Source organism: Desulfovibrio fairfieldensis (genome assembly GCF_001553605.1).
GTDB classification, from domain to species: Bacteria; Desulfobacterota; Desulfovibrionia; order Desulfovibrionales; family Desulfovibrionaceae; genus Desulfovibrio; species Desulfovibrio fairfieldensis.
Genome location: NZ_CP014229.1, coordinates 1,557,117 through 1,574,390, shown reverse-complemented (window position 1 = coordinate 1,574,390; position 17,274 = coordinate 1,557,117). Strand labels below are relative to the sequence as shown.

The following is a 17,274-nucleotide window of genomic DNA, read 5'->3' as shown; positions in this document are numbered from 1 at the left end:
TCATGCCCGTTACCCGCCTTTTTAAAACCTACGATGTTTCCGGCGATCTGTCCCCCTACCGGATTGCCGCTCATGCCGCCACGGCCGGGATGATCGCCCAGGCCGCCGCCCCCACGGATGCCCTGATCGGCACCACGGACGAGCTGGGCAAACAGCCCAACGGCCGGGCCGACGTGGCCATGTCCGATCTGCCGGAAGTAGAGGCCGGGGCCGCCGTGGCCTGTGGCGATCCCCTGACCAGCGACGCCGAGGGCCGGGCCGTCAAGGCCACGGAAAGCGGTCAACGTATTATCGGTTTTGCCCTGACCGCTGCCCAGAGCAGCGGTGAAATCATCGACTATCAGTTCGCGCCGGGCACGCTGGCACTGGCCGCCGAGCCCGTTACCCCGCCTGAAGGAGCTTAAATCATGGCCGGAACCACACCTTTTGTCACCCAGCCGGAACTGACGGCCATTGCCATTGCTCACATGCAGCAGCCGTCGGACTTCATTGCCGACCTGGTCCTGCCCCGCGTCAAAGCCGTGGGCAAGCGCGAGTTCAAGTATCAGGTCTACGGCCTGGAATCCTATGCCCGGCCGGACACCCGCGTGGGCCGCAAGGGCCGCCCCAATGAAGTGAGCTGGGCCAGCCGCGAAGAAACCGCCGCCGTGGAGGATTACGGTCTGGAAGATCCCATTCCCCAAGATGATGTCGACCAGGGCGCGAAGGACGGCCGCAACGTCACGGGCGAGTCCACGGAATACATTATGGGCCTGCTGCGTCTGGACCGGGAATGCCGCGTGGCCGCGCTGGCCCAGAATACGGCCAACTACGCGGCGGCCAATACCAAAAAATTGGCTGCGGACTCGGGCGTGGACAATGACGAGACCGACGCCGAAGGCCTGATTTTCGACATGCTGGAAACCCCGCTGGTCCGTCCGAACATCGGCATCATGTCCCGGCTGGTCTGGAGCAAGCTCTCCCGCAACGCCAAACTGGTCAAAGCCATCAAGGGGAGCCTCGGCAGCACCAAAGTCACGCCCGAGGAATTTACGGCCCACTTTGAGCTCCAAAGTCTGCTGATCGGCCCGGCCCGCGTCTCCCGCGCGCCCAAGGGCAAGGAGCCCACCCTGGAGCGCGTCTGGGGACCGCACATGGCGTTTCACTACCGCGACCTGGCGGCCACGGAACAGCGCGGCGTGACCTGGGGCGTCACCGTGCCTTACGGCACCCAGATCGCCGGGGCCACGCCGGACGGCAATATCGGCCTACGCGGCGGCGTGCGCGTGCGCGCCGGTGAAAGCCTCAAGGAGCTGGTGCTGGCCAAGGACGCGGGCTGCCTGATCCAGAACGTGATCGCGGCATAGCGGGGCCGAGCATGTACGCCACTGTAGAGGACGTCAGAAACCGTTACGGCAAAGAGCTGTTTGCCCTGGCCGGGAAGACCGAGGCCGGGGATCTGGACGAGGCCGCCGTAACCCGCGCTCTGGAGGAAGCCTCCAGCGAGATAGACATCACCCTCTCCGCCCGCTACGCCGTGCCCGTCAGCCCGGCCCCCAGCGTCTTGCGGCGCGTCTGCGTTGATCTGGCCGTGGCGGCCCTGCCGCGCAACGGCTCTTCCGAGGCGTCGCTCTATGAGCGGCGCGGCCGGGAGGCGCGGGCGCTCCTGCAGTCCATCGCGGCGGGCGATGTGAGCCTGGGGGCGGACACGCCCCCGGCTCCGGCCCAAGGCTCCGGCGGCATGGCTTATAGTTTTCCGGCCTCGGATTTTCGCCAGAAACTGGATGAGCTGTAATGTCCGGCGCGACCCTGACCCTGAAATACGAAGACGCGGAGTTGCAACGCATGGCCTCCCGCCTGGAGCGGGCCTTGCGCCGTGCGGATTATAAACCGCTGCTGCGGGATATCGGCGGTAGCCTGCGGGAAAGCACTACACTCCGTTTCCAGCAGAGCAAAGCCCCGGACGGTTCCACTTGGCCCAAATCCCAGCGAGTGCTGCTGTTCGGCGGCCAGACCCTGATCCTGACGGGCCGTCTGCGGGATTCCATCGCGGATGCCGCCCCCCTGGTGGACGCCACGTCCGTGGAAGTGGGCACCAACGTGGAATACGCGGACGCCCACCAGTTCGGGGCCGTGATCCCGCCACACGTTATCGAACCGCGCAACAAAAAAGCCCTGATGGTCCCCGGCGTGGGACCGCGCCGCCGGGTCAATCATCCGGGCGGCGAAATCCAGGCCCGCCCCTTCCTGGGGCTCTCCGTCCAGGATGAAGCGGAGATATCGGATCTGACCGAGCGCTGGCTCAAAAAGTTGGTGAATATATGAATCCTAAAGACTTGCGCGCGGCCGTGGTGGCCGATTTTAAAGAAAAACTGCCGCCCGTCACGGATGTGGACGCGCTGGGCGGCCGCCTTGACGAAGCGGAGTTGAAGCGCCTCTGTCTGGCCTCTCCCGCCGTGCGGGTGGCCGTGCTGGGCGCGGACGGTCTGGAAAGTAAAGGCGGCGCGCCCTATGCCGTGTTCAGCCTGGCCGCCTTTGTGGTGACCGGCACGGGCAATCAGGGGGAACTTGCCGAGGAGGGCGCGCTTTCCCTGGTCGGCGCGGTGCTGGAAGTCCTGGAAGGTAACCGTTTCGGCTGCGATGTGGACAAGCCCGCGTCGGTGCGCGCGGAAAACCTGTACAGCGGCGAGCTGGACGCCGGGCACACGGCGCTCTGGGCCGTCACCTGGAAACAGTCCGCGGATGTGAGCAACAATATTCAGGCCCAGGAGCTGGATGATTTTCTGCGCTGCTTTGTGCGGGAAAAGCCCGACGGGCCGACCACCGTTGAAATCAACCTGTCCGGCCCTACGCCGGGCGCGGAGAATGAAAATGCCTGAAACTATGTACGTCAAACCCACCCGCGACGGCGTTCTGCTGCGCAATCCGGCCACGGGCGAAATCATCCCGCCGGAAGGCGCGGCCGTCACCCTCGGCCCCTATCGCGTGTTCTGGCTGCGCAGGATCAAGGACGGCGACGCGTTAGCCGTTGCGACGAAGGAAGCTATGGATAAAGACAGCAACGATGCTTTAGCCGTTGCTACTGCTCCGGCTACTTCCGGCGGGGCGCGAAACAAACAAGCCGCCAAGGAGGAATAAGGCATGGCCGTATCTTTCAACCAGATCCCGTCCTCCATCCGTGTGCCCCTTTGCTATGTGGAATTCGACAATTCCGGCGCGCTGACCAGCACGCCGGTCATGGAGTGGAGACTGTTGCTCGTGGGCCAGGCCGCCGCCGATTGTGAAGGCCCGCTGCTCACGCCCACGCTGATCACTTCGGCGGATCAGGCGGCGAAACTCTGGGGCCAGGGCTCCATGCTCGCGTCCATGTTTCGCTACGCGAAACGCCAGGGCGGCATCCTGGAAACCTGGGGTCTGGCCGTGCCCGATCCCGAGGCGGCCGTGGCGGCGGGAGGCGATGTGACGCTTTCCGGGTCCTGCTCGGCCTCGGGCGTCATCAGCCTGTATATCGGCGGCGAGCGTGTGCGCGCCCTGGCCCAGGCCGGGGAGGCCCTCACGGTCACGGCCGCGCGCTTGGCCGCCACCATCAATGAAAATGGTGAGCTGCCCGTGACCGCCTCAACGGCTGAGGATCAGCTCGGCGTGATCAAGCTGACCTGCCGCTGGAAAGGAGCCACGGGCAACGATATCGACTTGCAGATCAATTACGGCACGGACGACGCTCTGCCCCAGGGCCTGCGCGTGGCCTGCGGCTCCATGTCCGGCGGCGCGGGTGACCCGGACATGGCCGCCATTGTGGCCGCCTTGGGCGATACCTGGTGGAAGGCCATGTCCTGCCCGTATCTCCGCAAGGCCGAGCGCGATATCCTGGAGGAGTGGCTGGACGCGCAGTTCGGCCCCCTGCGCCAGCAGGAATGTCAGGTGTTCGGGGCGTTCCGGGGCACGCTGGCCGAGGCCTCGGCCTACGGTAACGCCGGTAATTCCGAGCTTGTCTCCGTTCTGGCCATCGGGGCCATGCCTTCCAGTCCGTGGGACGCGGCGGCGGCCTATGCCATGCGCGCGGCCACGTCCCTGGCCGACGATCCGGCCCGCCCCCTGCAGACCCTGGAACTGACCGGCCTCAAAACCCCGCGCCGCGAGGACCGCTGGAACATGGAAGAGCGCAACATCCTGCTCTATGACGGCATGGCCACGTTCATGGTAGCCAGCGACGACACCGTGCAGATCGAACGCGAAGTGACCATGTACCAGAAAAATTCCTGGGGCATGGCCGATCCCTCCTACCTGGACGTGCAGACCCCGGCCACTCTGGGCTATTGGCGCTACGCCGTGCGCAGCCGTATCCTCCAGAAGTATTCCCGCCATAAGCTGGCTGACGACGGCACGCGCTATGGGCCGGGTCAGGCCATTGTGACACCCTCGGTCATCCGTGCGGAACTCATCGCCCTGCTCGGCGAAATGGAAGAAAAAGGCCTCTTGGAAAATCTGGAAGCCTTCAAGTCTGGCCTGATTGTGGAGCGCAACAAGGATGACCGTAATCGTCTGGATGTGCTGGCTCCGCCGGATCTGGTCAACCAGTTCCGCGTTTTCGCCATGCAGACCCGTTTCATTTTGTAGGAGGAATCAATGCAACTGACCGGAAAAGCCATTATCCGAGTGGACGGCCAGGAATGGCGCTGTGAGGATGGAGCCAGCCTGGACGTGGGCGGCGTCAAGCGCGAGGCCAAGGCCGGGGGCGGCAAGGTCCACGGCTACACCGAGGAGACCGTACCCCCGGAATTGGAGTGCAAGGCCTACCATACCAAGGACACGGACGTAACGGCCATCAACAAAATCATCGACGCCACCGTATTGTTTGAAACCGATACCGGCGACCGCTATGTACTGCGCAACGCCTTTGTGCTGGAGCCCGGCAAGCTGGAAGCCAAGGACGGCACTATTGCCGTCAAATTCAGCGGCATGAGCTGCGAACGATTGTAAGGGAGGGACTATGGACAAAACTACTGTCGCCGACGCCCGGATTGTAGAAGGCGCTATCCTGGCCGATACCGGGCGTGTCAACGTGCCTCTCACCGACGGTCTGGATCTGGGCCGGACCCGCTATGCGCGCGCCGTGCTGCGCCAGTTGAACGCCGGTGACATTCTGGCGGCCCAAGAAGAGGCCGAGCGTCTGGTCTACGCCAGGGACGGTGCGCTCTCCCTGGTCATGTCCCCGGCGCGCATGGGCCGGGAAGCGCTGCGCCGCCAGATTGCCCGCCTGGAAGGCGAAAGCGGCGAATCCTATGACGGCCCCTTGAGCGTGGAGGAATTGAGCCGCCTTTCCGGCCGGGATCTGGCCGCCCTGCAGGCCGGTACGGAATTGCTGGATTCGGTAGCCGCTACAACGGCGGAGGCATTGCGGGACAGGGGGCGATCTGCTGCGGGCGGCGGAGACGATGCTGCTGCTGGCGACGACGGCAGCCCGCAAAACCGGAATGCCGTTTAAGGATGCCCTGACCCTGCCTGTGTCCCGCTTGCTGCATATTCTCCATGCACTGAGAGGCGTTCAATGGCCCTGAAAACCTCGCTGATCATCGACCTGGCCGGTAACATTCAGACCCGCGCCCGCCAGTATGGTTCCGCTTTGGGCGGCCTGGCCAGTCGCGGCCGGGCCGCCATGCGCGGGCTCTCCAGCGCGGCCCAACTCGCCGGACGCGGCCTGGACAAGCTGGGTAACCGTTATACGGCCCTGCTGGGCGGCGGAGCCGCCGCCATAGCCGTGCGCGGCACCATGAACATTCAGGAGCAGCTCACGCGCCTGGGCATCACGGCGGACGCCAGTGATGAGATAATCAAAGGACTGCACAATTCCATTCTGGACGCGGCCAATGCGCCGGACATCCGCGTGGACCCGTCCCAGATCCTGGCCGCCGTGGATTCCGTCATGGAAAAGACGGGCGACCTTAAATTCGCCCAGGAGAATATCCGCAATATCGGCCTGGCTATCCAGGCCAGCGGCGCGGACGGCGCGGCCATCGGCGACATTTTCGCCGAGTTTCAGAAACAGGGTATGAGCGCCAAGGACGCTCTGGCCAGCGTGGACGTGCTCATTGCCCAGGGCAAGGCCGGGGCGTTCACGCTCAAGGATCTGGCCTCGCTTGGTCCGCGTGTAGTCACGTCCTACACGGCTCTGGGCCGTAGCGGTCCACGGGCCATGAAGGAAATGGGAGCAGTGTTGCAGATGATCCGCATGTCCACCGGATCATCCGAACAGGCCACCACGGCCTGGGAAGCCATGCTGCGCACTTTCAGTGACCGCAAAAAGGTCCAGTTTCTGGAAAAGCAGGGCGTAAAGCTCTTCAACAAAGACGGCAGCCTGCGCGCGGCCAATGAGCTGATGGTGGAAATCCTCAAGGCCGCAGGCAACAGCCGCATCAATCTTTCCGACGTATTTGATGCCGAGGCCATCAGGGCCTTCAACGCGATCATGGACAAAGTGGGGATCGACAAGCTGCAGGAGTTGATGCGCATTGAGGGCGACGGGACCACCGTGCAGCGCGATTCGGCCCGTGCCGCCGCCACCGCCAATGCCGCCCTGCAGAGCCTCAAAACCACCTGGGGCAAATTCGCGGATTCCAATCTGTCCGGGCCGATCCAGAAAGTGGCCGACGCCCTGAACGCTATTGAACCGGGCAGGCTGGAAACCGCCCTGGACAGAGCGGGCAAGCTGGCCATAACCCTGGGCGGCGCGGTGGCCGCCTATAAGCTGATCAACGCCGGTATGACCGTGCGTGGCTGGTTTTCCGGGGGGAAGAAAGCAGGAGGCGCAGGGGCGGCCATAAACAGCGCGGCGGGCGGACTTTCCGGGGGGCTGGCCGGTCTCAAGTTGCCCTTGCCGGTCTATGTGGTCAACAAGCAGATGAGCCTGACCCGCGACGCCATGCTGGGCAAGGACGGCGGCATTGTGCCCGACGCGGGCGGCGCGGGGAAAAAGAGGAAAGGAGGCAAAGTTCGCGGCGGCCGCTGGAGCCGCTTTGCGGGCCGCGCGGGCGGTATGGCCTCGGCGGCCTATGCCGCCTATGAGGGCTATCAGATCCTTTCCGACGATCAGGCCAGCGTCGGCGACAAAGCCGGGGCCATTGCCGATGCCGGTGGCCAGGCGCTGGGCGGCTGGGCTGGCGGCGCGCTAGGGGCCAAGGTGGGCGCGGCCATCGGCACAGCCATTGTGCCGGGACTAGGCACGGCTATCGGCGGCGCGTTGGGCGGCATTGTGGGCGGCATCGCCGGGTCTACGCTGGGCCAGACTATCGCGGACACGGCCAAAGGCTGGTTTTCCAGCGCCGCCGACTGGTTCACGGGCAAGGAAAAGCAGCCCTCGGCGGACGTCATGGCCCAGGCCGCGCTACAAATGCAACAGGCGGCCGCCCTGCTGCAGCAGACAGCCGCCAAGGGCATAGGCGTTGACGTCAACGTGCTGGGCAACGCCACGGCCACCATTGCGCGGGGGGCGGGAGAGGTCAACTTGTACAGCGGCGCTTCCCACGGCAAACTCTTGGGAGGGCGTTGAGTTGCGCGGTGCATCCTTTTTTGACACCCTGCGCGAGGCCAGTTTCCGGGGTGCGCCCTTTGAGGTGGAAGACGCCGACGAATCCGGCGGCCGCCGCCTGGCCCGGCATGAGTATCCGCTGCGGGATCTGCCCTTTGCCGAGGATCTGGGGCGCAAGGCCGGGGAATGGCGCATCCAGGCTTTCATCATCCGGGGCCGCAAATACGACTATGCCCAGGCCCGCGACGATTTGCGCAAGGCGCTCAATGCCTATGGCTCCGGCACGCTGATCCACCCCTGGTTGGGGGAAATGACCGTGGCCGTGGACCGCTACTCCTTGCGCGAAACCACGCGCGAGGGCGGCTGCTGCGAGTTCGACATTGACTTTGTGGAGTCCGGCCAGCGGGATAATCCCAGCGCCACAACCGATACGGCGGCCATTGTGGCCTCCGGCGCGGCCGCCTGCCGGGATTCGCTGAGTGCGAGCTTTTCTTTCGCTTATCTGCCCCTGCCCCAAGAGTTGGCGCAATGCCTTACGGCCCTCAATGACGGCGCGGCGCTGGTCATGGATTATCTTTCCTTGCCCCAGGCCCTGATCTCCGAGGGCCTTGTCTTTGCAGCGAGCCTGATCGCCACGCCGCTTTCCCTGTTTAACGCCCTGACCGGCCTGTTCGGCGGTCTGCTGGGCAGTCTGGACGCGGCATCTGCCCTGACCCTGGGCTTTGACCTCAACATTCTGGGCGGCGGCCGGGATGAATACGGATATTTCAGTTACGGTGCGCGCCCGGCCGTACCCGCCCGGAACACGGCGGCCCTGGAAAAGCTCACGGCCGTCAATCCTGTGACCGCCATCGCTCCGGCCACGGCCATCAGGCGACACCTGGCCCAGATCGCCGTAGTGGAGGACGCGGCGGCCACCGCCTCCATGACCTTTGACACGGCGGACGACGCCCTGGCCACGCGCAATGTGGTCCTGGACGGCCTGGACGCCGTGGCCCCCCTGGTGGCAGATCAGGTCTTTTTCGGCTTGTCCGGCCTGCGTCTGGCCGTGGCCTGCGACCTGTCCACACGCGGCGGCGAGTTGCCCCGTGTGCGCCGGGCCGTGCTGCCGACCACCATGCCCGCTTTGGCGGCGGCTTACCGCTTGCACGGCGACGCCGGTCGCGCCGACGAGATCGTATCCCGTAACCACATTCGTCATCCGGGTCGCGTGCCCGGTAATACCTCTCTGGAGGTGCTCAGTGAGTGAAGATCGCCCGGACATCCGCCTGGAAGTGGACGGCCAGCGCTACGGTGGCTGGACCTCTGCCGAGGTTACGCGCGGCTTGGAGCAATGCGCCGGCACCTTCAGCATGGACGTCACCGACCGTTGGCCTGGACAGGATGATCCGCGCCCCATAGCCGCCGGTGCTCCCTGCCGCGTATTGATTGACGGCGCGCCGGTGATCACCGGCTATGCAGACGATGTGGAAACGGCCTGGGACGCCCGCTCACACAGCTACCGCGTGTCCGGCCGGGACAAAACGGCCGACCTGGTGGACTGCTGCCCGCCGTCCACGCAACTCAAGGCCGCCGCTCTGCCTGATCTGGCCCGGCGCTGGGCCGCGCTATTCGGCATCGAGGTGGTGGTAGCCGCCTCGTGCAACAAGCCGGTGCCGTCTTTCAAGACGGATGAGGGCGACACCTGCTTTGACATGCTGGAAAAACTGGCACGCGCCAATGCCGTTATGCTGACCAGCGACGGCGAGGGCCGCTTGGTCATCACCCGCGCCGGTGCGCAAAAAGCCGGGGCGGGCCTGCAAATGGGCGGCAATCTGCTCTATCTGTCGCTCCAGTCCAGCATGAAAGACCGGTTTTCGGAAGTCACGGTCAAGGGCCAGAGCGCGGGCAGCACCGGCTGGAACGCGTCCCCCAACGCCCAGGCCAAGGGCGTAGCCCGCGATCCGGCCGTGCCGCGCTACCGGCCGCTGACCCTAGTGGCCGAGCAAGAGGAATACGGGTCAGCCGCCACCCGAGCCCAGCATGAGGTCAATATCCGCTACGGCAAGGGGCATTCCGGCCGGGCGCGGGTTTGCGGCTGGTACGCCAAACCCGGCGAGCTCTGGCAACCCAACTGTCTGGTGGACATTCTGGGAGACAAGGGCCGCGTGCTGGCCACCTGGTTGATCACAGAAGTGACATGGCGCATGGATGACGGCGGCTGCATCACCGAGCTGACCCTGAACCCGCGCGAGGCCTATGACCTGATTCCCATTGCCCCCAAGGGGAAAAAGGGCAAGGGCAAAAGCACGGCGAGCTGGCCAGGATTGCACGAATGAACCTGAATCGCCTGCTTGATCCGATCCGCCGCCGTATCGCCACCCTGGTCAGCAGAGCTGTGCTGGCGGCCGTCAATGCCGCGCCGGGCTGCCAGACTCTGCAAGTGACCATTCTGGCCGACGAGCCCCAGGTGGATGTGGAACACATGGAGCCTTACGGCTTTACTTCCAATCCGCCCGCCGGGGCCGAGGGCGTTATCCTTAATGTGGCCGGTCAGCGCGGGGCCGCCGTGGGCCTCAATTTCGGCAACCGGAGCGTGCGGGTCACGGGCCTGAAAAGCGGCGAAGTCTGCATTTTTACCGACGAGGGCGATAAGATCACGCTCAAGCGGGACCGGCATATGGAGGTGGAAACCCTGCACTTGCTGGTCAAGGCCGAGGAAGACATAGCGATGGAAACCAAAACTTATACAGTCAAGGCCAGCGGCGGCGTGGCCTATCAGACGCCTTCCTATCAGTTGGGCGGTACAGGAGGCTGTGCCGCTGCCATCTCCGCGAATATGGCCATCACGGGTAACACGACTCAGAACGGGTCCATCACCTCCACCGGTGACCAAGTGGCGGGCGGCATCAGCCAGACTGGACACACGCACCCCGGCTGCCAGGGCGGGAGCACCGGAGCGCCGCAATGAGCGCCGATACTAATGATCTGCGGCTCTATTGGCAGGACCTGGCCTCTGATTGCCGGATGGACGGCGGCGATCTGCTGGGCGAGAACAGCCTGGAAACCGCTGTGATCCTCTCCCTGTTTTGCGACGCCTGCGCCCGCGATGATGACGTAATTCCCGACGGCACGGGCAATAAACGTGGCTGGTGGGCGGATACCATTGCGCCTCTGGCCGCCACGGGCCTTAACCGGCGTGAGGACGGCCAGGCCCGGCGTGACCGTCTGGGCTCACGGCTCTGGCTCTTGGCGCGCGAAAAACAGTTGCCGGATGTGCTGCGCCGGGCCAAAGATTACGCCGAGGAAGCCCTGCAATGGCTGGTGGAGGACGGCGAGGCTACGGCTGTCAGCGTTGCGGCGTCCGTTCCCCGTCAAGGTTGGCTGGCCCTGGATATCCGTATTGTCCTGCCGGACGGGAGCGAGTACAGGCAGGATTTTCAGTATCATTATATATAGACCTTTTTTGTGAGAATCCCCAAAAGATTCTCACTCCCGCCTGGGGCATGTTCCAGACATGCCTTTTAATCGTCCCGATCTTCCTACTCTTATTGAGCGCGCCCAAGCTGATATGGATTCCCGTCTGGGGGGCTCTCCCTGGCTGCGTCGTCGCCTGTTGGCCGTTCTGGCCCGCATGGAAGGCGGCGTGTCTCATGGTATCTATGGCTATCTGGACTGGCTGGCTCTGCAGCTCATGCCGGACACGGCGGAGGGGGAGCACCTGGAGCGCTGGGCCTCCATCTGGCTGGAGGAGGGATGTAAACCCGCCACGAAAGCACAGAGCTATGCAGCGTTTCCGGGTATTGACGGCACAGTGCTGCCCTCCGGAACCGAAATGCAGCGACCGGACGGCGTGCGCTACATCGCATTGGCCGATGCTGTAGCGCGGGACGGGCGTGTGCGCGTGGCCGTTGAGGCGGTGGAGCCGGGTATCACCGGCAATGCCGCTGCGAGCACCCCCCTGCAACTCACCTCGCCGATTCTGGGGCTGGAAGCCCAGGGAGCGGCGGACGGCGAGATAACCGGCGGCGCGGAGGAAGAGAGTGAAACCTCTCTGCGCGCTCGCCTGCTGGATCGCATCCGCAACCAGCCCAGCGGCGGGGCCGCGCGTGATTATATAACCTGGGCGCTGTCCGTGCCCGGCGTCACCCGCGCCTGGTGCTATCCCGGCGAAATGGGCCGGGGCAGCGTCACTGTGCGCTTTGTCATGGATAATACGTATGCGGACGGCATCCCCCATGCCGACGACGTGGCGCGGGTCAAAGCCTTTATCGACTCCGTAAGGCCGGTGACGGCAGACGTCTACGTGGTGGCCCCGGTGTCTCATCCCATTGACCTTGATTTACGCATCAGCCCGGACACGCCCCGCGTGCGCGTGACCGTGGAGGAGGCCGCCTGGGCGCAGCTACGCCGCGAGGCTGAACCCGGCGGCCTAGTTGTCACCTCCCACCTTAACGAGGCCATCAGCTTGGCGGACGGTGAGGAGGACCACACCCTGCTGAGTCCGGCGGCCAACATTCAGCTGCCGGTGGGGGAAATGGCGGTGCCGGGCATAATCAGCTGGGGCGATGATGTCTGACTATCTTGAGCAGTTTTTCGCCCTGCAGCCGCCGGGCCGGGCGCTGCCCGCTGATCCGGAAAGCGTCTGGGGCCGCTTGCTGGACGCCCTGGCCCAGGAGCCGGCCCGTATCGACTCCCGCGCGGATGATTTGACGCGCGAGTCCGATCCACGCCAGGCAATCGAGCTTTTGCCGGACTGGGAACGGGTCTGCGGCCTGCCCGGAGACTGCCCCATATCCTGGGACAGTTCACTTCAAGCCCGGCGCGCCGCAGTGGTGGCCCAGCTCACCGGCATGGGCGGCCAGACAGCCGCTTTTTACAAAAATCTTGCCGCCCTGCTGGACCTGGAAATCGAGAGCACGGAGTACAAACCCTTTATTAGCGGAATTTCACGTTGCGGCGACCGTCTCAACGGCCCGTACGACGTGCGGTTTTGCTGGTCAGTGGTCGTCAAGGGACAGCGCGTCACCCGCTTTCGTTGTGGTCAATCGGTCTGCGGAGAGCGTCTGCTGGACTTCGCGCGGCGCGAGGATCTGGAGTGCCTGATCCGCCTTTACGCCCCGGCGCATGTGGTGGTCATTATCGGATACGAAGAACAATCAACGGGGAAAATTGCATGAAATACACACCCCCTTGGGCGAGGCGGAAAATGCCTCCTATACCGACGGCAATCCGGAACATGGCATCCTGGGGTCTGTTGTACCGGCGAAAGCCGTGGAATCTCCCCAGCGCGAAGTTGTGAAGGTCATTCAGGAAGCCGGGCTTACGCCCAGCGATAACGATTTGACCCAACTCTTGCAGGCCATCATCAAAATCATCGGCGTCAAGGTGCCCCTGGCGAAAGTAGGCACGCCCGGCATCATGAGCCCAGACGATAAAACCTGCACGGTGGATGCAAAAGGCGTGTTGTCTGTTCTGTTGGCCACAGCGGCCAGGGCGGGCATCATTAAACCTGACGGGACCTCGCTCACCGTGGACAAAAACGGCGTGCTGTCCGTCAACCAAGCGGCGGACGCCAGGATTGAGAGAGCCGAATTCTTGAATAAACTTTCCATCGGCGCGCCCAAGTTCCATCGCTCCACAGTACTGCCCGACGACCACGCCTGGTCGGACGGCTCCTTCATCGAGTTCGACGACTGGCCGGAGTTCGGCGAGGTCTATGAGCAAGGCGGGTTTACCGGCCTTGTTATGCCTTGGGATGCCGATACTGAAGAGCAGGCGGCCAACCTCGGCAAGTATCGCCCGAACAGCGCTAACCCCACGGGATTATATCTTCCTTTGCACGGCGGCCAGTTTTTCCGAAATTGGGCGCTGGGAGTCGATGGGACGGCGGGCAGTTATAATGCGCCGGGGTTGCCGGAGCTCACCGGTGAGTATGTATCCCAAGCAGGATGCGGCGCTATTTTCAACGGGAACTCTCAGGCGTATTCGCAAAAGGAACGCAACTATCAGGCCCCGTCCCAGCTTATGCATCAGGCTCATACACAACTTGGAGACTAAAATTTTTAGCCTCTAGCGCAAATAGGCTCTACGGCGCATCTACCACGATCATGCCGCCCAGTGTTAATATTCCCATAATCCTCTACCTCGGGCGGCCCAAATAAATGATGATGGGCTGCCAGATATGCTGGGGACGTTCGCGGGGCCGGTGGGATCATGTTGGATGTGGCAAATGTTGAGACGGAGTGAGATAGGGCTGCGGCGGTACCACTCCCAGATGTGACCAGAGTCATCCCCGTTATGCTACTGGCTTTGGATTTAGAAAAAACTCCGAGATTGGTTGTGTCATCACGTATTTCCTTCCCGATTGCCCCGGTGATATTGCGGATCTCGTCCCGGCCCCAAGCCCCCGCGCTTCTATCGGCCCCGAGCACCCAATTTCGGAAACGCGCACGGCTCTTTGAAAACTCCATAGGGTTAAATGGTTTCTCTGCTGGCCCCCGGCCTTTCCGAAATTGGACGCTCGGGACAGGTAGAGAGGCCGGGAGCTGGCAAGAGGATACTCTTAAATCACATGCCCACGAGTACGTCGGGCACCAGACTCAATATGGGGGAGCCAGTGGCAGTTATTCAGCTGTGCTGCAATATACGCAAACCCGAACAACAGGCATGTTTGGCGAAAGTGAAACACGCCCTGTCAATATCGCACAGCCGGTTATCATCTACTTGGGCCGTCCGAGGTAAATGACTACGGGTTGCCACACGTGCTGGGGCACGTTTTGCGGGCCGGTAGGGACGACACAGGAAATATCCAATACATGGTAGAAACGCTGTCCGCTAGCTCCGGTAGGTACATTCCCGCCTCCCTCAACTTGGCAAAAGGCCCCTCTCTCTATGCCTGCGGGAAGCCCTCCGGGGTCATACGGGGGGATTGCTCCTCGGATATTTCTGACCTCATCCCGGCCCCAGCTCCCGGCCTCTCTACCTGTCCCGAGCGTCCAATTTCGGAAAGGCGGAAGCTCTTTGAAAATTGTATAGTGTTTCCTCCGGTTATGCCCCGGCCCTCGGCCTTTCCGAAATTGGGCGCTGGGAGTCGATGGGACGGCGGGCGCGTGGGGAAGAGATGAGATACGGAATGCTGAAGGCCACTTCGCTGTGCTCCCTATGCCGGGTAGTGCAGGATATAACTTTTATGGAGACGGGCTTTGGAAGACGGACACCTCGAAGACGACTGTCGTTGCCTCTTCGGGTAGTGTGTCACCGGGCAACTATTTATTGCCCAAGTTTGCTTTTTCCAATGCCGTCCCCACTGGCCCCATGAATGTGCCTCCCCATATCTGGCAGCCGGTGATTATCTACCTGGGCCGCCCGAGGTAGAGGATGATGGGCTGCCAGATGTTGGGTGGAACGGTTATACCAGAACCAAGCGGATCAACCTTTGATGACACAGGCGAAGGGTACTGCGGCTGTTCAACAGTGCTCCAGCTCTGATTATTGCCATTCCAAAGGTTGGCAATAAACGGTGCGCTAACAGTACGCATATATACGCCGTCAAAATTATTGAAATAGCCAACCCGCGCACAAAGGGCTTCGGTCTGATGTGCTTCCCACACGCCCGCACTTCCGTCCCCGCCCAGCACCCAAGCTCGGAAAGGCGAAGTGCAAAACAATAACCCTCAACCATCCAAGGAGATACTATGAGCACCACTATGTACACGTTCGATTTGCGCACCGGCGCTCTGACCGGCTCCCGGCCCGCCCAGGTTGTAGGCGGCAAAGAGCTGACCATCTGCGCTGGGGCCACGCCCGTGGCCCCGCCTACCGATATCCCGACCGGACACGCGGCCTGCTGGACGGGCAGCGCTTGGGAGGTAGTGGAGGATCACCGCCAGCACATGGACGAAAAGGGCACCAAAATCGGCGGCACGCCCTATTGGCAGCCCGCAGAAGGCGACGACTGGCAAAGTCCTCCGCGTTACACTGAGGAACTCGGCCCGCTGCCCGAGGGGGCCGTGACGGAACGCCCGGAAAAACCGCTGTCCGTCCTCAAGGCCGAAAAGGAGCGCGAGATCACGGCGGCTTGCGACGCGGCCATTGTGGCCAGCCTGACCATGCCCACGTCCGCGCCGTCCTCCGCCGAGGTCGCCGTGGCCGCAGCCTCGCTGGCCAGTATCGACCCGGACGGACCGGATACGCTGCTGGCTCTGCACACGGCCCGCCGCGACGAACTGCTGGCCGCCGTGGCCGCAGCCGATTCCACCGCCGCCCTGGCCGACGTTGAGGTCAGCTATGCGGTGTAGTCCGTAATCAGGCCCGGCCGGACCGCTCTTTGACAACCACATAGAGATTTGACCGATAAGGCACACAAAAGGAGGTTGTCATGCCTGTTGTGTGCCTGAAGTACAAACGCAAGCCCTGGGTGGTCAAATACCGCGAGCCGTGGAGCGGCAGGCCTCGCCAGCGGGCTTTTGCGGCCGAGGCCGAGGCCCGCGCTTTTGAGGATGCCCAGGCATCGCTCTATGAGCGGGAGCGGGCCATCATCAAGGCCGTGCGGCGGCGGAGAGCCCAGGGCCGCCCGGCGAGTCCCACGATTGCGGATATGCTGGATCGTTATCTGGGCAGCCTGGGCAATCCGTCCACTAGGGCCGCCAGCGCGTATCATCTGCGGCTGTTTGCGGACATCTACGGCCAGCGCAAGGCCCACTGTCTGACTTTGGAGGACGTGGGGGCGTTTCTCACGTTGCAGCAGCAGCGCGGCGTGAGCAAAAGCACAGCCTGCCGCCGCATGGGCATCGTCCGGGCCGCCTATCACTGGGCGGCCCGCTGGGGCTTGCTGCCCACCAATCCACTGGCGGGCCTGCAACTGGCCAGCCCCGCGCCGCAGACACCGGACCCGCCCACGGCCCGTGAAGCTCGGATGCTTTATGCGACGGCCGCGCCGCATGTGCAGCGGGTGATCGCCCTGGGCATGGCCACCGGCGCGCGTATCGGCCCCAGTGAGCTTTTTCGGCTCCGCTGGACGGATATCGATACGCGCGGAGCCGTGCTACGCATGCCTAATGCGGCCAAGGGCGCACGGGCCGAGGCCCGTGAGGTGCCCTTGCGGCAGGATGTTCTGCGCCTGCTGCGGCGCTGGGAAGCGGAGGACGCTGCCCTAGGCTGTCCATGGGTCATCCACTACAGAGGACGCCCCGTGCGCAGTATCAGCCGAGCTTGGCACAATACCCTGCGCCGGGCGGGCATTGAGCGGCGCATCCGGCCCTATGACCTGCGCCACGCTTTCGCCAGCCGGGCTCTGGATCATGATGCGGACCTTAAATGCGTGGCCGAGGTCATGGGGCACAGCGATGAAAAAATGATTGTGAGATTTTATCGCCATACCAGCGCCAAGCAGCGTCGCAAGGCGGTAAACGCGGCCCCGTCGCTGGGGCTGGAGTAGTTTTGGCAGAGGCGGGGGCGTTGAAGCCGCCCCCACCGGCCCGGCTGGGGAAGCCGGACCACGGCCCCACGGATGGAAAAACACACCACCATCCGCAGAGTAACCGCCTGCTGTTTACCCTGACGAGAGGGCGTAAACACGCTAGCAGGCCGTTGCATGGGGCGCAACACAATTACATACCATGCAAAAGGACAAGCGCGAAGAAATCAGATGTTGCCATTGCGGCAAACTCCTGGCCAAAGGCCAGGCCAGAGAAATGGAATTCAAATGCCCCCCGCTGCGGGGCTTTCACCATCGTGAGGGCCGAGCGCCCCGACTCCGAGCCGCCGGACGGCCTGCCACGGAGTAATGC

The 17,274-nt window shown here is 63.4% G+C and carries 20 protein-coding genes; all 20 read left to right on the top strand.

The window, feature by feature from the left end; all coding sequences use genetic code 11:
• The first annotated feature begins 2 nt into the window (after positions 1 to 2).
• Positions 3 to 404 carry a DUF2190 family protein gene (locus AXF13_RS06695; protein WP_062252138.1) on the top strand — a complete coding sequence of 134 codons (402 nt, stop codon included), beginning with the start codon at positions 3 to 5 and terminating at the stop codon, positions 402 to 404.
• Positions 405 to 407: 3 nt separating this feature from the next.
• A complete protein-coding gene (locus tag AXF13_RS06690; protein ID WP_062252137.1) occupies positions 408 to 1,346 on the top strand; it encodes a hypothetical protein in 939 nt (312 codons plus the stop codon).
• 11 nt (positions 1,347 to 1,357) lie between these two features.
• The gene (locus tag AXF13_RS06685; RefSeq protein ID WP_062252136.1) at positions 1,358 to 1,774 is read left to right on the top strand and encodes a gp436 family protein; all 417 of its coding nucleotides are present in this window, start codon (positions 1,358 to 1,360) and stop codon (positions 1,772 to 1,774) included.
• Positions 1,774 to 2,304: a phage virion morphogenesis protein gene (locus AXF13_RS06680; RefSeq protein WP_062252135.1), complete on the top strand. Its 531-nt coding sequence runs from the start codon at positions 1,774 to 1,776 to the stop codon at positions 2,302 to 2,304. Before AXF13_RS06685 ends, AXF13_RS06680 begins: the two co-directional genes overlap by 1 nt.
• Entirely contained in the window at positions 2,301 to 2,858 is a 558-nt protein-coding gene (locus AXF13_RS06675) for a phage protein Gp37 (RefSeq protein WP_062252134.1), read from the top strand. Before AXF13_RS06680 ends, AXF13_RS06675 begins: the two co-directional genes overlap by 4 nt.
• On the top strand, positions 2,851 to 3,117 hold the full coding sequence (locus AXF13_RS06670; protein ID WP_062252133.1) for a DUF2635 domain-containing protein: 267 nt from the start codon (positions 2,851 to 2,853) through the stop codon (positions 3,115 to 3,117). The genes AXF13_RS06675 and AXF13_RS06670 overlap by 8 nt, the downstream gene beginning before the upstream one ends.
• A gap of 3 nt (positions 3,118 to 3,120) precedes the next feature.
• On the top strand, positions 3,121 to 4,596 hold the full coding sequence (locus AXF13_RS06665; RefSeq protein WP_062252132.1) for a phage tail sheath subtilisin-like domain-containing protein: 1,476 nt from the start codon (positions 3,121 to 3,123) through the stop codon (positions 4,594 to 4,596).
• A 9-nt stretch (positions 4,597 to 4,605) separates the two neighbouring features.
• Positions 4,606 to 4,959: a phage tail tube protein gene (locus AXF13_RS06660; RefSeq protein WP_062252131.1), complete on the top strand. Its 354-nt coding sequence runs from the start codon at positions 4,606 to 4,608 to the stop codon at positions 4,957 to 4,959.
• A 10-nt stretch (positions 4,960 to 4,969) separates the two neighbouring features.
• Positions 4,970 to 5,464, top strand: a complete 495-nt coding sequence (locus AXF13_RS06655; protein ID WP_062252130.1) for a phage tail assembly protein — start codon at positions 4,970 to 4,972, stop codon at positions 5,462 to 5,464.
• 63 nt (positions 5,465 to 5,527) lie between these two features.
• On the top strand, positions 5,528 to 7,525 hold the full coding sequence (locus tag AXF13_RS06650; RefSeq protein ID WP_062252129.1) for a phage tail tape measure protein: 1,998 nt from the start codon (positions 5,528 to 5,530) through the stop codon (positions 7,523 to 7,525).
• A 1-nt stretch (position 7,526) separates the two neighbouring features.
• Positions 7,527 to 8,753, top strand: a complete 1,227-nt coding sequence (locus tag AXF13_RS06645; RefSeq protein ID WP_062252128.1) for a DNA circularization protein — start codon at positions 7,527 to 7,529, stop codon at positions 8,751 to 8,753.
• Positions 8,746 to 9,822 carry a phage baseplate assembly protein gene (locus AXF13_RS06640; protein WP_062252127.1) on the top strand — a complete coding sequence of 359 codons (1,077 nt, stop codon included), beginning with the start codon at positions 8,746 to 8,748 and terminating at the stop codon, positions 9,820 to 9,822. The genes AXF13_RS06645 and AXF13_RS06640 overlap by 8 nt, the downstream gene beginning before the upstream one ends.
• On the top strand, positions 9,819 to 10,454 hold the full coding sequence (locus AXF13_RS06635) for a phage baseplate assembly protein V (RefSeq protein ID WP_062252126.1): 636 nt from the start codon (positions 9,819 to 9,821) through the stop codon (positions 10,452 to 10,454). The genes AXF13_RS06640 and AXF13_RS06635 overlap by 4 nt, the downstream gene beginning before the upstream one ends.
• Entirely contained in the window at positions 10,451 to 10,942 is a 492-nt protein-coding gene (locus AXF13_RS06630) for a phage GP46 family protein (RefSeq protein WP_062252125.1), read from the top strand. The genes AXF13_RS06635 and AXF13_RS06630 overlap by 4 nt, the downstream gene beginning before the upstream one ends.
• Positions 10,943 to 11,054: 112 nt before the next feature.
• Complete coding sequence (locus AXF13_RS06625) at positions 11,055 to 12,062, top strand: baseplate J/gp47 family protein (protein ID WP_223299994.1); 1,008 nt, start codon at positions 11,055 to 11,057, stop codon at positions 12,060 to 12,062.
• Positions 12,055 to 12,663, top strand: a complete 609-nt coding sequence (locus AXF13_RS06620; RefSeq protein ID WP_223299993.1) for a YmfQ family protein — start codon at positions 12,055 to 12,057, stop codon at positions 12,661 to 12,663. The genes AXF13_RS06625 and AXF13_RS06620 overlap by 8 nt, the downstream gene beginning before the upstream one ends.
• Positions 12,664 to 12,676: 13 nt before the next feature.
• Positions 12,677 to 13,543: a hypothetical protein gene (locus tag AXF13_RS17035; RefSeq protein ID WP_190276383.1), complete on the top strand. Its 867-nt coding sequence runs from the start codon at positions 12,677 to 12,679 to the stop codon at positions 13,541 to 13,543.
• A gap of 1,637 nt (positions 13,544 to 15,180) precedes the next feature.
• Complete coding sequence (locus AXF13_RS06610) at positions 15,181 to 15,783, top strand: hypothetical protein (RefSeq protein ID WP_062252121.1); 603 nt, start codon at positions 15,181 to 15,183, stop codon at positions 15,781 to 15,783.
• Positions 15,784 to 15,863: 80 nt separating this feature from the next.
• Positions 15,864 to 16,922: a tyrosine-type recombinase/integrase gene (locus AXF13_RS06605; RefSeq protein ID WP_062252120.1), complete on the top strand. Its 1,059-nt coding sequence runs from the start codon at positions 15,864 to 15,866 to the stop codon at positions 16,920 to 16,922.
• Between the two features lie 181 nt (positions 16,923 to 17,103).
• Positions 17,104 to 17,271, top strand: coding sequence for a Com family DNA-binding transcriptional regulator (locus AXF13_RS17445; protein WP_083521981.1), 168 nt, complete (start codon positions 17,104 to 17,106; stop codon positions 17,269 to 17,271).
• Positions 17,272 to 17,274 lie beyond the last annotated feature (3 nt).

What these genes read in the sequence shown, in the direction of transcription:
- AXF13_RS06660 (WP_062252131.1), top strand. Translation starts at nt 4,606, where the DNA reads ATGCAACTGACCGGAAAAGCCATTATCCGAGTGGACGGCCAGGAATGG.
- AXF13_RS06690 (WP_062252137.1), top strand. Translation starts at nt 408, where the DNA reads ATGGCCGGAACCACACCTTTTGTCACCCAGCCGGAACTGACGGCCATT.
- AXF13_RS06685 (WP_062252136.1), top strand. Translation starts at nt 1,358, where the DNA reads ATGTACGCCACTGTAGAGGACGTCAGAAACCGTTACGGCAAAGAGCTG.
- AXF13_RS06625 (WP_223299994.1), top strand. Translation starts at nt 11,055, where the DNA reads ATGGATTCCCGTCTGGGGGGCTCTCCCTGGCTGCGTCGTCGCCTGTTG.
- AXF13_RS06605 (WP_062252120.1), top strand. Translation starts at nt 15,864, where the DNA reads ATGCCTGTTGTGTGCCTGAAGTACAAACGCAAGCCCTGGGTGGTCAAA.
- AXF13_RS06620 (WP_223299993.1), top strand. Translation starts at nt 12,055, where the DNA reads ATGTCTGACTATCTTGAGCAGTTTTTCGCCCTGCAGCCGCCGGGCCGG.
- AXF13_RS06650 (WP_062252129.1), top strand. Translation starts at nt 5,528, where the DNA reads ATGGCCCTGAAAACCTCGCTGATCATCGACCTGGCCGGTAACATTCAG.
- AXF13_RS06610 (WP_062252121.1), top strand. Translation starts at nt 15,181, where the DNA reads ATGAGCACCACTATGTACACGTTCGATTTGCGCACCGGCGCTCTGACC.
- AXF13_RS06630 (WP_062252125.1), top strand. Translation starts at nt 10,451, where the DNA reads ATGAGCGCCGATACTAATGATCTGCGGCTCTATTGGCAGGACCTGGCC.
- AXF13_RS06655 (WP_062252130.1), top strand. Translation starts at nt 4,970, where the DNA reads ATGGACAAAACTACTGTCGCCGACGCCCGGATTGTAGAAGGCGCTATC.
- AXF13_RS06670 (WP_062252133.1), top strand. Translation starts at nt 2,851, where the DNA reads ATGCCTGAAACTATGTACGTCAAACCCACCCGCGACGGCGTTCTGCTG.
- AXF13_RS06665 (WP_062252132.1), top strand. Translation starts at nt 3,121, where the DNA reads ATGGCCGTATCTTTCAACCAGATCCCGTCCTCCATCCGTGTGCCCCTT.
- AXF13_RS06635 (WP_062252126.1), top strand. Translation starts at nt 9,819, where the DNA reads ATGAACCTGAATCGCCTGCTTGATCCGATCCGCCGCCGTATCGCCACC.
- AXF13_RS17445 (WP_083521981.1), top strand. Translation starts at nt 17,104, where the DNA reads ATGCAAAAGGACAAGCGCGAAGAAATCAGATGTTGCCATTGCGGCAAA.
- AXF13_RS06695 (WP_062252138.1), top strand. Translation starts at nt 3, where the DNA reads ATGCCCGTTACCCGCCTTTTTAAAACCTACGATGTTTCCGGCGATCTG.
- AXF13_RS06675 (WP_062252134.1), top strand. Translation starts at nt 2,301, where the DNA reads ATGAATCCTAAAGACTTGCGCGCGGCCGTGGTGGCCGATTTTAAAGAA.
- AXF13_RS06680 (WP_062252135.1), top strand. Translation starts at nt 1,774, where the DNA reads ATGTCCGGCGCGACCCTGACCCTGAAATACGAAGACGCGGAGTTGCAA.